General features: G+C 48.2%; 11 protein-coding genes and 1 riboswitch. Of the genes, 7 read left to right on the forward strand and 4 right to left on the reverse strand.

Translation table 11 applies throughout. From position 1 onward, the window contains the following. The first annotated feature begins 66 nt into the window (after positions 1–66). Together D829_RS0100415 and ptsP are read left to right on the forward strand one after the other, a co-directional pair. Complete coding sequence (locus D829_RS0100415) at positions 67–342, forward strand: HPr family phosphocarrier protein (RefSeq protein WP_017686848.1); 276 nt, start codon at positions 67–69, stop codon at positions 340–342. Beyond that, a complete protein-coding gene (gene ptsP / locus D829_RS0100420; RefSeq protein ID WP_017686849.1) occupies positions 335–2,047 on the forward strand; it encodes a phosphoenolpyruvate--protein phosphotransferase in 1,713 nt (570 codons plus the stop codon). The genes D829_RS0100415 and ptsP overlap by 8 nt, the downstream gene beginning before the upstream one ends. 269 nt (positions 2,048–2,316) lie before the next feature. Here the strand turns inward: ptsP and gcvPB are convergent, their stop codons facing one another. The 3 genes from gcvPB to gcvT form a co-directional block, all read right to left on the reverse strand. Then, positions 2,317–3,768, reverse strand: coding sequence for an aminomethyl-transferring glycine dehydrogenase subunit GcvPB (gcvPB, locus tag D829_RS0100425; RefSeq protein WP_026080926.1), 1,452 nt, complete (start codon positions 3,766–3,768; stop codon positions 2,317–2,319). 122 nt (positions 3,769–3,890) lie between these two features. Beyond that, positions 3,891–5,246 (reverse strand): aminomethyl-transferring glycine dehydrogenase subunit GcvPA, encoded by a 1,356-nt coding sequence (gene gcvPA / locus D829_RS0100430; protein WP_017686851.1) that lies wholly within the window; start codon positions 5,244–5,246, stop codon positions 3,891–3,893. Beyond that, positions 5,243–6,379 carry a glycine cleavage system aminomethyltransferase GcvT gene (gene gcvT / locus D829_RS0100435; RefSeq protein ID WP_017686852.1) on the reverse strand — a complete coding sequence of 379 codons (1,137 nt, stop codon included), beginning with the start codon at positions 6,377–6,379 and terminating at the stop codon, positions 5,243–5,245. The genes gcvPA and gcvT overlap by 4 nt, the downstream gene beginning before the upstream one ends. 318 nt (positions 6,380–6,697) lie before the next feature. Further along, a riboswitch (glycine riboswitch) is annotated at positions 6,698–6,820 on the reverse strand. A 342-nt stretch (positions 6,821–7,162) separates the two neighbouring features. On the opposite strand from gcvT, the gene gcvH reads away from it, so the two are divergent. The 5 genes from gcvH (at position 7,163) to D829_RS0100460 (ending at position 13,143) form a co-directional block, all read left to right on the forward strand. Then, complete coding sequence (gene gcvH / locus D829_RS0100440) at positions 7,163–7,555, forward strand: glycine cleavage system protein GcvH (RefSeq protein ID WP_017686853.1); 393 nt, start codon at positions 7,163–7,165, stop codon at positions 7,553–7,555. 419 nt (positions 7,556–7,974) lie between these two features. After that, positions 7,975–9,429: a PTS mannitol transporter subunit IICB gene (locus D829_RS0100445; protein WP_017686854.1), complete on the forward strand. Its 1,455-nt coding sequence runs from the start codon at positions 7,975–7,977 to the stop codon at positions 9,427–9,429. A 38-nt stretch (positions 9,430–9,467) separates the two neighbouring features. Continuing rightward, the gene (locus tag D829_RS0100450; protein WP_017686855.1) at positions 9,468–11,570 is read left to right on the forward strand and encodes a BglG family transcription antiterminator; all 2,103 of its coding nucleotides are present in this window, start codon (positions 9,468–9,470) and stop codon (positions 11,568–11,570) included. Continuing rightward, positions 11,567–12,001, forward strand: coding sequence for a PTS sugar transporter subunit IIA (locus D829_RS0100455; RefSeq protein ID WP_017686856.1), 435 nt, complete (start codon positions 11,567–11,569; stop codon positions 11,999–12,001). The genes D829_RS0100450 and D829_RS0100455 overlap by 4 nt, the downstream gene beginning before the upstream one ends. Continuing rightward, on the forward strand, positions 11,998–13,143 hold the full coding sequence (locus D829_RS0100460) for a mannitol-1-phosphate 5-dehydrogenase (RefSeq protein ID WP_017686857.1): 1,146 nt from the start codon (positions 11,998–12,000) through the stop codon (positions 13,141–13,143). The genes D829_RS0100455 and D829_RS0100460 overlap by 4 nt, the downstream gene beginning before the upstream one ends. A 60-nt stretch (positions 13,144–13,203) precedes the next feature. Here D829_RS0100460 and D829_RS0100465 read toward each other — a convergent pair whose 3' ends face one another. Continuing rightward, positions 13,204–13,455 carry a cysteine-rich CWC family protein gene (locus tag D829_RS0100465; RefSeq protein WP_017686858.1) on the reverse strand — a complete coding sequence of 84 codons (252 nt, stop codon included), beginning with the start codon at positions 13,453–13,455 and terminating at the stop codon, positions 13,204–13,206. Between the last annotated feature and the right edge of the window lie 97 nt (positions 13,456–13,552).

A 13,552-nucleotide genomic window follows, 5' to 3' on the forward strand; every position in this document is an offset into this window, starting at 1 on the left:
ACGATGGCAAGCAAGTGTAAATATATGCAATGCCTAAACCAAACTACTGAAAGTGAGATGATTGTAATGCAACAAACATTCAGAATTACAGACGAAGATGGTATCCACGCACGTCCGGCGACAGCCCTGGTTAATACAGCTAACAAATTCAAAGGTGCAGAATCCTTTGCAGAAGCTAACGGTAAAAAAGTAACTTTGAAATCCATCCTGGGCGTTCTTTCCTTGGGTCTGGAACAAGGCGACACCATCAGCATCATCGTTGATGGCGAAGGCGAAGCTGAAGCTCTGCAAGCTTTGACCGACGTTATGGTTAACGAAGGGTTGGGCGAAATTAATGCTTAATGTCTCCGGGATCGCGGCTTCGGCGGGTATTGCTATCGCCAAGGCGTTTATCTTGGAGCATCCTGACTACTCTGTAGAAAAACGCCAAATTAACGACGTTGACGCAGAGATCGCGAAACTCGACTCAGCTCTGGGTAAATCCCAGGCTGAGCTTGAGGCGATCAAAGAGCGTACTTTACAAGAGCTTGGCGAGAAAAAAGCTGAGATTTTTGCTTCGCATTTGCTCATTCTGAATGACCCGGAACTAATTGATCCGGTTAAAGCTAGAATTGCGGATGACATGATCAATGCAGAATTTGCTTTGAACGAAACGGCATCGCAATTTATCTCCATGTTTGAGAACATGAAGAGTGCATACCTGCAGGAACGTGCAGCAGATATGCGTGACGTTACCAAACGTGTGCTAAATCACTTGCTTGGTATTGAATTCATGAGTCCGGCTGAGATCAATGAAGAAGTGATAGTGCTTGCGGAGGATCTGACGCCTTCCGACACGGCTCAACTGAACCGTCAATTTGTTAAAGGTTTTGCAACCAACATTGGTGGACGTACTTCTCACTCGGCAATCATGGCTCGCTCTCTTGAAATTCCGGCTGTTGTTGGAACCAAGGACATCTTGGCTCAAGCGAAACAAGGCGATATGATTATTGTTGACGGTCTGGATGGTCACGTACTGGTTAACCCTACGGATGAAGTTATTGCTGAATACCGTGCCAAACAGGAACAGTATGATGCACAACGTGCAGAGTGGAGAAAACTACGTGATGAGCCAACGATAACAGTGGACAACGTTCATGTTGAACTTGCAGCCAACATCGGTACACCGAATGATGTAACGGGTGTCCTGGAGAACGGTGGCGAGGCTGTAGGCCTTTACCGTACCGAGTTCTTATATATGGGCAGAGACAAGCTTCCTTCCGAAGACATTCAGTATAATGCTTACAAAGCGGTACTGGAAAAAATGGAAGGCAAGCCTGTCGTTGTTCGTACACTCGACATCGGTGGAGACAAAGAGCTTCCATACCTGGATCTGCCAAAAGAAATGAATCCATTCCTCGGCTTCCGCGCAGTTCGTCTGTGTCTGGACCGTCTGGATATCTTCCGTACGCAATTGCGTGCATTGCTGCGTGCAAGCGTACATGGAAACCTGCGTGTCATGTTCCCAATGATCGCAACACTCGGTGAATTCCGTGAAGCAAAAGCTGTCTTGCTCGAAGAGAAAGAAAAGCTGGTTGCTGAAGGTATTGCTGTTTCTGACAGCATTCAACTCGGAATCATGGTCGAAATTCCTTCGACTGCAGTTCTGGCGGATCAATTTGCCAAAGAAGTGGATTTCTTCAGTATCGGAACGAACGATCTGATTCAATACACGATGGCTGCTGACCGTATGAACGAACGAGTGGCGTATCTGTACCAACCTTATAACCCGGCCATTTTGCGTTTGGTTAAAATGGTTATCGATGCAGCGCATCGTGAAGGCAAATGGGTTGGCATGTGCGGTGAGATGGCAGGAGACGAAACAGCAATTCCATTGCTGCTCGGTCTTGGATTGGATGAGTTCAGCATGAGCGCAACTTCCATTCTGCCAGCTCGTAGTCAGATCACCAAGCTGTCCCGTGCGGATATGCAGGAATTGGCTGCCAAAGCTCTGGATATGCAAACAGCTGAACAAGTCGTTGAATTGGTTCAAAGCATTCAAGCGTAATTTTGCCGGGGTTTCCTCCGGATTTGAGGTTTTTCTTTTTCCGATAATGAGCTGCATTGATGTAGCGATTTTGCCGGTATCCGCTGTTACAGCGGGTACTGGCTTTTTTTGATATAAGCAGGGAAATGTGATTCGTACTCTACTGTTTATTTAAACTGTCGGCGTTCTTTCTGTGCGAGAAGCAGTGGCATCTCTAAAGGGGAAGGCAACACAAAAAGCTCTTGCTAATTCGAATGTTAGCAAGAGCTTTCGTGATAACAATGATTTAATTAACTGCACGCGCAGTTCAATACAGGTTTGCGGGCCGCGGTAGTCTCATCAAGACGAGTAACCGGTGTGCTATAAGGTGCGTTGAGTACCAATTCTGGTGTCTCTTCCGCTTCTTTGGCAATCCGTATCATCGTATCAATAAACCCATCGAGTGTTTCTTTGCTTTCGGTTTCCGTCGGCTCGATCATGATGCATTCCTCCACATTGAGCGGGAAGTACACCGTAGGCGGGTGATATCCAAAATCGAGTAATCGTTTGGCAACATCCAGTGTACGCACACCGTATTGCTTCAAACCCCGACCAGACATGACGAATTCATGTTTGCATACACCCGGATATGGAATCTCGTAGTATGGTGCGAGACGGGCCATCATATAGTTGGCATTCAGTACCGCACATTCAGAGACACGGCGCAAGCCTTCCGGTCCATAGGTGCGAATGTAGGCATAGGCACGTACCAAAATACCGAAGTTGCCGTAATACGCTTTGACACGGCCAATGGATTGGTCCCCTTCACGGTCCAGTGAATACATACCATCATCATTTTTGATCACCATCGGTTTAGGCAGGAACGGGATCAAGCGGCTCTTCACCCCGACTGGTCCGGCGCCAGGTCCACCACCGCCATGAGGCGTGCTCATCGTTTTGTGCAAGTTCAGATGCACCACGTCAAAGCCCATATCACCCGGCCGGGTAATGCCCATAATGGCATTGGAGTTCGCGCCATCGTAATACAACAAGCCACCAGCCTGATGTACGATGGATGCAATCTCCTGAATGTCTTTCTCGAACAAACCAAGTGTATTCGGGTTTGTCAGCATCAATGCTGCCGTATCCGAACCAACGGCTGCACGGAGTGCGTCCAGATCGACCAGTCCGTCTGCGCGGGATGGAATCGTCACAGTTTCAAATCCTGCAACGGTTGCACTTGCCGGGTTGGTACCATGAGAAGAATCGGGCACGATGACTTTGGTACGTTGTTCACCACGACCTTCGTGGTAGGCACGAATCATCATGAGTCCAGTCCATTCTCCATGGGCACCAGCGGCTGGTTGCAGGGTCACAGCGTCCATCCCTGTCAGACCTGCAAGGTCGTTTTGTAACGTATATAACAGTTCTAGTGCACCTTGAATGCTGGATTCATGCTGGTACGGATGGATTTTGGCGAATCCATTGTAACGGGCTACATCCTCATTAATCTTTGGATTGTATTTCATCGTACAAGAGCCCAGTGGGTAGAATCCGTTATCTACACCGAAGTTGCGACGGGACAGAGCGGTATAGTGTCGAATAACATCTACCTCGAACACTTCTGGCAGTGCTGCTGCTTCCGAACGGAGCATTTCCCGGGGAATCAACGTATCGGCAGCCTGACGAGGAACGTCACATTCTGGCAAGGAATAAGCGACACGCCCAGGGCTGCTGAGTTCAAAAATCAATGTTTGTTCCAGAGCAGGAGATAGGGTCTGTGCACTAAATGTTGTATCCGTCTCAGGTTGAACCGAAGTGGAGACAGAGGTACCTGTTTCCGATTGTCCTTGTACCGATGTTGTCGTTGTCGTCGTTTCCTGAGTCACAGCGATCCCTCCAATGCTCGTGCGAATTCGTCAATCTCTTCCTTACTGCGTCGTTCGGTAACAGCAATCAGCATATGTCCGGCAAGCTCCGGATAATCACGTCCGAGTTCGTAGCCACCAATAAAGCCTGCATCCAGCAATTTCAACTGAAGAGCATCCACGTCTGTTCCTTCAGGAAGTTTAATCACGAATTCATTAAATGTTGGTGCATTAAAAGTAAGGCCAACTCCAGGAAGTGCAGTTAATGTATTCAGGGTGTAATGACTCTTTTGCAAATTCAGATCCGCGACATCGATCATGCCCTGTTTACCCATGATGGACATATACACAGATGCGCTGAGTGCAAGCAAGGCCTGGTTGGAACAGATGTTGGATGTCGCCTTTTCGCGGCGGATATGCTGTTCACGTGCTTGCAGTGTGAGTACAAAACCGCGTTTGCCGTTGCGATCCGTGGTCTGGCCCACAATTCGGCCAGGAATCCGGCGCATATGAGTCTGGGATACGGCGAAATATCCGCATGTCGGGCCACCGAGTGAAGCGGCGATGCCGAGGGGCTGCGCATCACCAACAACGATGTCGGCACCCAGCTTGCCTGGGGCTTCCAGCAGACCCAGCGATAGCGGGTTAGCACTTACGACGAGCAGACCCTTGTGCGCATGCACGAGGTCGGCAGCCTGCTTCACATTTTCCACAGCACCAAAGAAGTTCGGACTTTGGATCATGACAGCAGCGGTATCGTCTGAAATGGCGGCTTGCAGGGCATCCCAGTCAGTGACGCCATCCTTATAGCCAATCTCGACAATCTCCAGACGGAGTCCGTGCGCATATGCCTGCAATACCTGACGGGCTTCCGGATGAACGGTACGGGATACGATGAGCTGTTTGCGACGAGTTGCCGCTGCGGCCAAATTACCGGCTTCCGCAAAAGCTGTTGCGCCGTCATACATGCTGGCATTGGCTACAGCCATACCGGTTAATTCACAGATGTAGGATTGAAATTCGAAAATGGCCTGTAGTTCACCTTGGCTGATCTCAGGCTGATAAGGTGTGTAGGCGGTGTAGAACTCTGAACGGGAGATGACATGATTGATGACGGAAGGAACATGATGATCGTATATGCCAGCGCCGAGGAAGCTGGCGTGTGTTTCGAAATTGGCGTTGGCGCCGGCTTGTTTGGACATATGACGTGTCAGTGCATATTCATCAAGTTTGGAGGATACGGGCAGCTCGCCCTGATAACGAATCTCCTGCGGAATGTCCTGAAACAGATCCTCCAGCGTATCCACACCGATGGTTGCGAGCATGGCGCTCTGATCTTGCTCAGTCATGGGAATGTAACGGTGCTTGCTCATGCTTGATCAACTCCTTGAGTAGGTGTCTTCGACGTACGTGCCCGTTTATGAAAAGGGGTCTTCACGACCTCGGCTTTTAGTTTCTTGCCGCGGATCTCAATCTCAAGCGGGGTTCCCAGCGCAGCGTATTTGCTGTCGATGAGGGCAAGCCCCAGATTACGCTTCAATGTAGGTGATTGCGTGCCTGTTGTCACTTCACCAATCTGTACGCCTTCGGCGTAAATGGGATAGTGGGGGCGGGGGATACCGCGCTCCAACACTTCGATGCCGACCAGTTTGCGGGCGGGCCCGTCAGTTTTTTGCTGTAACAAGGCTTCGTGTCCGATAAAAGGTCCGGCATTCAGCTTCACAAACATGCCAACACCAGCCTCAAGCGGAGAGATGGTTGCCGACAGTTCCTGTCCATACAGGGGGAGCCTTGCTTCAAAGCGCAGTGTATCCCGGGCACCAAGTCCGGTTGGTACGAGTCCGTGACTTTCTCCAGCCTGCATTAATCCATTCCAGACGGTAGCGGCCTGATCTGCAGGAACATATAGTTCAAAGCCATCTTCACCGGTATAACCGGTACGGGACAACAGCAATTTTACTCCACAGACTTCGGCATCCTGCACAAAACGAAACGGTTCAATCGAGCTTACATTCGTATCTGTAACTTTTCTGATAATGTCTACAGCCAGTGGACCTTGCAAGGCGAGTAGCGCCGTCTGCTCCGAATCGTTGGTCATGCTTACGCCGGGGATCAAGTGCTCTTGCAGCCACGCCCAATCCTTGTCGATGTTGGAGGCGTTAACGACGAGCATATAATGCTGATCTTCCAGCTTATACACGAGCAGATCATCCACCACACCGCCATCTGGATAACACATCAGGGTGTACTGGGCTTGACCGGGAACCAGCGTGGTCACATCATTGGTCATCATTTGTTGCAAAAAAGCTTCAGCCTGTTCACCCTGTACCGTGAATTCGCCCATATGGGATACATCAAACAGTCCAGCACGCTCGCGTACCGCTTCATGTTCTTTCTGGATTCCGCTAAATTGTACCGGCAGCTCCCAGCCTCCAAAATCAATGCACCGTACGCCTTCGTATTGCTGATATAGTGGGAAGAGTGGTGTTCTAAGCAAATCGGACATCAAATCACCTCGTCATGGGCCGTCATCCGGCCGGATATACAATCGTGGATCAATGAACCAGGGTATTTTAAAATTTTCAGCTAGATATTTTCATCACATAAGTATGGTAAGCAGCTAGGCAGCGCCGTTCTACATCCTGTTTTTCGTTTTTTGGGAAAAAGGAAAAGGACAGGCCAAAGAATCGGCATGCCAAGTAGCACGCTGTATTCTAAGGCTCTGTCCCTTGTACCTGAGAGTTACCCCGCTGCGTTGTGCAGCAGGTTTCCCCTTGGGTGATCATAACGCCCGCACAGGGCGAATAGATGCTCTCCAGAGTTGCGTCCCGTAAAAGTCCTTTTGCCTGAGAGATTCACCCCCGCTTATCGGTGGTTTACTCCTTCGGCGTTACCTCATGTACATCCCGAATCGGGTGTCACGGGTAATCTCTCCCTTTACATTCATCCGCGGGTATAACATAGTCTAATAAACCATTTACTCTTCTCATTAAAACGTGAATCCACTGCCGATGTCAAGAACGATGTCATAGATGATAATTAAAAACCGAATATTTAATTTAGTTTTAATATTATTGTTCGTGTATTTATAAAGACTACGCTTACTATTCTAATATTCACCAGTATATGAAGAAAGAGTTTATTTCGGTTACAGGATTTAGAGGTGCTCAGTAAATAAATTGTGAGGTATCTTGACATTTGATTCATAAATATCATACGCTATGTTCTGGGAAAAAGGTTAAGGTCAAAGAACGCATGTACTCATTAATGAAAAGCGAGGCGGATATCGATGAGCGAATTGAAAAGTGATTTCCTGTACAGTGAAGAGCACGAATGGGTGCAAATCGTAGGGGAGGATACTGTACGTATTGGCATTACCGAGTTCGCGCAGCATCAGCTGGGTGACATTGTGTTTGTGGAATTGCCTGACCTTGAAACCAATGTAAAAACAGAGGACAGCATTGGAACGATCGAATCGGTCAAAACGGTTTCGGACTTGTTTTCTCCAGTCACTGGTTCAATCATTGCGGTGAATGATTCGTTGCAGGACTCCCCTGAACTTGTTAACAGCTCTCCTTACGAGGAAGGCTGGATGATTGAGATCCGTGTTGAGGGAGATCTGACAGCAGCATTGTCTACATTGATGAATGCAGACGCGTATCGTAAACATACGGAAGAATAGTATCAACGAACTTGTACTTATTAACATATATTTTATAACAAAATGAAAAGAGCTTCATATTGTTTCGACCTGTGTGAGCCGGATGCTTGCACAGGTTTTTTGTGCTTTTTAAGGATGGTTTCCAATGCGGATTGAAGCAGATTGTGGATGTGAATCGCCTGATTGGACCAAGCTATAGGTTAGAAATTGATTTTGGAAATGATAAAAGTCATAGGCAAGAAAAGTCTTGTGTACCAATGGGTTCAGCCATTATGCATCAATTAAAACGATTACATAACCTAATGTTGTCATCATTGTTCATGACGAAAGTACGCTTTCATTTCATTGAACAGGAGAGCATTCTCGCTTAGGATTACAGCAGGGGAGAAATGTTACCCCTTTCATAAATCATAATGACTTGATCCAAGGAGGATAATACAATGAGTAATTTGGACCAATCGTCCAATTCCAAAGGTGGGCTACGGGTAGGTGTGCAACGTTTTGGCCGATTCCTGAGTGGTATGGTCATGCCAAATATGGGAGCGTTCATCGCCTGGGGATTAATTACGGCTCTGTTCATTCCGACAGGCTGGTTCCCTAACGAGACGCTTGCACAGCTAGTCGATCCGATGATCAAATATTTGCTGCCACTGTTAATTGGTTACACCGGGGGTACGATGGTGCATGGTCAGCGTGGTGGCGTCGTGGGTGCCATTATGACCATCGGGGTCATCGTGGGTAGTGATATTCCGATGTTCCTCGGTGCGATGATTGCCGGACCTCTTGCAGCATGGATCATCAAAAAGTTCGATAAATCCATTGAAGGTAAAGTTAGAGCCGGATTTGAAATGCTGGTTAACAACTTCTCAGCTGGTATTATTGGCGGGATCTTGGGGATTTTTGCGCTACTGGGCATCGGGCCTGCTGTAGAAGCGATTAGCAAAGTATTGTCTGCCGGGGTACAAGGTCTAATGAATCTGGGCTTGTTACCGCTGGTCAACCTAATCATTGAACCAGGTAAAGTATTGTTCCTGAACAATGCAATCAACCACGGGATTCTGACACCTATTGCAACAGATCAAGCAAGAGAATTAGGGCAATCCGTATTATACATGCTTGAATCGAACCCGGGTCCGGGACTGGGTATCTTGCTTGCGTACTGTTTCTTCGGACGCGGAATGGCCAAATCTTCTGCACCAGGTGCCGTTATCATTCATTTCTTCGGGGGAATCCATGAGATCTACTTCCCTTACATTCTGATGAGACCCATTCTGATTCTTGCCGCAATTGCGGGTGGCGTCGCAGGTACATTAACATTCATGCTCACCGGAGCAGGACTTGTTTCGGCACCATCACCGGGTAGTATTATCGCGTATTTCCTCTTAACACCAAAAGGTGGATACCTGCCGATGCTTGCAGGGGTGCTTGTAGCAGCCGTCGTTTCTTTCCTGGTTGCAGCAGTGTTGCTGAAAACGGGTAAACAAAAGGACGAAGATCTGGAGTCTGCATCCAGTCGGATGAAAGACATGAAGAGTCAAGGAATCGTGCCAAACGCTGGCATTACGGCTAACCAACGCGAAGCAGACAGAGCCGCAGATATGGCTTCTTCTACAGTGAAAACAGATGTAAAGAAAATTGTCTTCTCCTGTGATGCAGGCATGGGGTCGAGTGCCATGGGTGCTTCCATTCTACGCAAGAAGATGAAGGCAGAGGGGATTGACGTTACGGTGACCAATACGGCTATCAGTGATATCCCACCGGATGCAGATGTGGTCATCACACAACAAATATTAACCGATCGTGCCCGCTCCGTTGCGCCGAACGCAGAACATATATCCATCGACAACTTCCTAAAAAGCCCGGAATACGATGCGCTCGTTGAACGTCTAAAGTAATTGCACGCATTCGTTTTCCCTGAGCCGGAGGCTGAGATATGAGTATTACCAAAAGACAACGTGAAATCGTGGAGTTTCTGCTGGAGCATCCACATGAAGTAACAGCTGGCGAAATCGCTGTTGAAGTAAAGGTCAGTACCCGAACGGTTCACCGGGAGCTTCAAATGATTGAACAATGGCTTGAACCTTTGGGCATGAGGCTGGAAAAAAAATCAGGAACCGGTATCCGAATCGATGCCAGTTCCAATGATCTGGCTATATTACGCCAGCAACTAGAGGGTAAAGAATATGTAGAGTTTACGCCAGAAGAGCGTAAGCTCTTCATGCTTTGCATCCTGCTGGATGAACCCGAGCCTGTAAAGTTGCTCGCTCTGGCTTCGGATCTGAAAGTGACCGTATCTACCGTAACCACTGATCTGGACGATCTGGAGTCACGGATTCGTCAGGCGGGACTGAAGCTGGTTCGCAGACGTGGATATGGCGTCAAGATTAACGGAAGTGAGACGATTCATCGTACAGCCATAGCTGCACTTGCACTGGAATTTCTGGATGAGTCCGACCTGTTCGGAAGACAGCCTGAACAAGGGGGCTCCATCGTAAACCAAAAATTGCTGGATATGATTGGACATGGTGATGTGCTTACGGTCGAAAATGCGTTATGGCAACCAGACATCGAATGGCTGGAGAACATCCCGGAACGCCAATACATGAAGCTGCTGATTCAATTATCCGTCGCGGTTGTACGTATTCGTAAAGGCTTTGGCATTGGTCGTATTTCTCCACGAGAGAACACGGGAGATGCAGTTGCAGAGCAGGATCAGATGAAGGTTCCACCTTATATGGCTTCCCGCTTGTGTGGTGTGTTATCCACCCAGCTGGGGCTCACATTCTCTCCAGATGAGCAAGCTTATTTTCACAGACTATTAGTTGAGACAGAGCAGCGGATTCACTCTTCGCGGTTGTTGCCAATAGACGACTTGATTTTACTGGACAGGGTACATTCACTGATTGATCAGATGCAGGCGAGAACGCATTACGTCTTTCATGAGGATCGTTTGCTTCGTGAAGGTCTGCTTGGTCATATGCAACCTGTAATGGAGCGAATTGAAGGACAACAGATGATTCGTAATCCGCTTTTGCAGCAGATTCGCAAGGATTATGATTCACTTTTTGAAGATGTCAAAAAATCTGTGGGGCAAGCTTGGCCAGGCACTGACGTTCCGGATGAGGAGATTGGTTTCTTGGTTATGCACTTTGGAGCTTCCATCGAAAGGTTACGTGCATTGAAACGGGAGATCAGGGCGATCATCGTGTGTACAAGCGGAATTGGATCATCACGCATGCTTTCCAGCCGATTATCCAAGGAGATTCCCGAGATTCGGATCATGGATAGCGTGTCCTGGTATGAAGCTGCCCGGATACCTACAGATCAATATGATCTGGTGTTATCCACTGTCGATCTGCCGATGGATGAGCATCAGTATTACAAGGTGAGTCCACTGCTTACGGCAGAAGAGAGCGAACGACTGCGTCATTTTATCCGAACAACTACGTTACAACGACAGCATCACAAGCCGTGGGAGACAGAGGTTCAGACCACAAGTCGTTACTCGGACCCTGACGGAATGGAAGCTATTTTAGTTGAAATCGTCCGAATTATTGGCAAGTTTCAGGTGTACCCGTTGGATAATCAGGATATCGGGTTCTATAAGACAGTATATGCGATGTGCAACGTACTCCATGGATCTGGTGTGCTGAAGGAACCGGGGGAGATCGCAAAACGGTTGGAGGCACGTGAAGCAGTGGGGAGTCAGAAGATTCCCGGTACAAGACTTGCGCTGTTTCATACACGCAGTGAGGGAATCTACAGGCCGTCCATTAGCTTGTTTCAACTCACTGAGCCACTCCTTCGTACGCCGGATGATCCGGCAGGAGTTACCCATATCCTCTTGATGCTCGGTCCCAGAGAATTATCCAAGGAAAGTCTGGAGGTTCTCAGTGAGATCAGCGCCCTGTTATTGCAGGAAGAAATGATTACATTGTTGGAAAAGGGTATCAGGGATGAACTCATTCATTACCTGTCCCAGGAACTCGTTGGATTTTATCGCAGTAAAACCGAAATTGGAGGTCAACCATTATGAGTATGTTAACAACAGATAAAGTCATCATGAATGCGACGGCTCAGGACAAATACGAAGCGATTCGTATGGCAGGACAGATTCTAAAGGATGCGGGACATATTACCGCTGATTACATTGAGAAGATGATTGAACGTGAAGAGATTGTCTCGACCTATGTAGGGAACGGCCTGGCTATTCCGCATGGTACAAAGGAATCCAAAGCGTTCATTTTATCCACAGGTATTTCTGTCATTCAGTATCCACAAGGTGTTGATTTTGGCGAAGAAAAGGCTTATATGGTCATTGGTATCGCGGCTCAAGGCGGGGAACATATGGAGATCTTGACTAGCATCGCGGTGATCTGTGCTGAGGATGAGAATATGGAGGCCCTGCGTCTGGCGAAAACAGCCGAAGAAGTAATCGCTATTCTGGAAAGTGAAATGGAGCTATGAAGGCCCTACACTTTGGTGCAGGTAACATTGGACGCGGATTTATCGGCTTGATTCTGTCCCGTGCAGGGTATGAGGTGATTTTCTCCGACGTGAATCAGACCTTGGTAACAGCTCTCCAGCAACGGGGGCAGTATACGGTGGAACTGGCTAACAAAAGTAAAGATCAGGAGACCGTTACGGGTGTGAATGCAATTGATGGGACCCATCTGGACACCGTTGCCCAAACTGTGGTGGAAGCTGATCTGATTACAACAGCAGTGGGCGTGGGCGTACTGAAGCATATTGCACCAGGCATTGCGAAAGGACTTGAGAAAAGACTGAATTCCAATCCTGCTCAAAACCCGCTTCACATTATCGCTTGCGAGAACGCAATTGGAGCCAGTACACAATTGAAAGAGCATGTATATGCTCTGCTTGATGAAGAGGTACGATCCCTTGCAGATCAGTACATTTATTTTCCTGACTCGGCCGTAGACCGGATTGTGCCTATTCAGCATCATGACGATCCTCTGCATGTACAGGTTGAGCCTTTTTACGAGTGGGTGGTGGATCGTTCCCAGATGGCTCCTGCATTCAGACCGGTTGAGGGCATTCAATATGTCGATGATCTGGAGCCGTATATCGAACGGAAGCTGTTCACTGTTAATACAGGACACTGCGTTGCAGCATACATCGGTAAGGTGCACGGGTATGACACGATTCAGAAGGCTATTGCCGACGAAAAGGTGAAATCGATTGTCTACGGCGCTTTGCAGGAAACTGGAAAAGTTCTGGTGAAGCGTTTTGCATTCAACCCGGAAGAACATGAGCGGTATATTGTCAAAATATTGGGAAGATTCGTAAACCCCTATCTCACCGATGAGGTTACTCGTGTTGGTCGTTCTCCGCTGCGCAAGTTGTCTCCGAATGATCGTCTGGTTCGCCCGGCCCTTCAGGCATATGCGGATGGCACCGAAACGACCTATCTGGCTATGGGTATGGCAGCAGCCTGCAAGTTCGATGTCTCCGATGATCCGGAAGCAGTTGAACTTCAGGACATGATCCGCCAGAAGGGGATTACAGCCGCGCTCCACCATTATACTTCCATGGATGAGCATCATCCGGTGCTTGAACAGGCTGTTGCCCAGTATGACCGAATGTAAGAGCAGTGGTAGCCAGCTAACAGTATAGATGAGGCATAATGAAGAAGAGCCATACAGTTGTTAACTGAGTGGCTCTTCTTTTGGTTGGCGTTTATCGGCATAGTCATCCAAACAGCGTTGACATATGCACGATTTTCGGCGCTGCTCTGCCGGAATGCGATCAAATACACCTTCGGGGAAAGTAGCCCGGTTACACCAGCATTCCGAATGAGGATGTCCTGCGGCATAGGAACAGCGATTAGCTTCCCCGCATAATGGGCAGACAAGAACATCGATATGGATGTGCTCTTGATCGTCTTGTTCTGCAGACATTCAGTTCTTCCCTCCCTGTGGAATAGCTACGAGCTGAAGTTGAACATACTGGTCCCAGTATAACAGAAATACGCCGGTGATTATGAATTTCACTGTG

This window comes from Paenibacillus sp. PAMC 26794, assembly GCF_000316035.1.
Taxonomy (GTDB): Bacteria; Bacillota; Bacilli; order Paenibacillales; family Paenibacillaceae; genus Paenibacillus.

Bases quoted from the DNA above. Each gene is read 5' to 3' on its own strand.
- ptsP (WP_017686849.1), top strand. From the start codon at position 335: ATGCTTAATGTCTCCGGGATCGCGGCTTCGGCGGGTATTGCTATCGCC.
- D829_RS0100450 (WP_017686855.1), top strand. From the start codon at position 9,468: ATGAGTATTACCAAAAGACAACGTGAAATCGTGGAGTTTCTGCTGGAG.
- D829_RS0100445 (WP_017686854.1), top strand. From the start codon at position 7,975: ATGAGTAATTTGGACCAATCGTCCAATTCCAAAGGTGGGCTACGGGTA.
- D829_RS0100460 (WP_017686857.1), top strand. From the start codon at position 11,998: ATGAAGGCCCTACACTTTGGTGCAGGTAACATTGGACGCGGATTTATC.
- gcvPA (WP_017686851.1), bottom strand. From the start codon at position 5,246: ATGAGCAAGCACCGTTACATTCCCATGACTGAGCAAGATCAGAGCGCC.
- D829_RS0100465 (WP_017686858.1), bottom strand. From the start codon at position 13,455: ATGTCTGCAGAACAAGACGATCAAGAGCACATCCATATCGATGTTCTT.
- D829_RS0100415 (WP_017686848.1), top strand. From the start codon at position 67: ATGCAACAAACATTCAGAATTACAGACGAAGATGGTATCCACGCACGT.
- gcvH (WP_017686853.1), top strand. From the start codon at position 7,163: ATGAGCGAATTGAAAAGTGATTTCCTGTACAGTGAAGAGCACGAATGG.
- D829_RS0100455 (WP_017686856.1), top strand. From the start codon at position 11,567: ATGAGTATGTTAACAACAGATAAAGTCATCATGAATGCGACGGCTCAG.
- gcvT (WP_017686852.1), bottom strand. From the start codon at position 6,379: ATGTCCGATTTGCTTAGAACACCACTCTTCCCACTATATCAGCAATAC.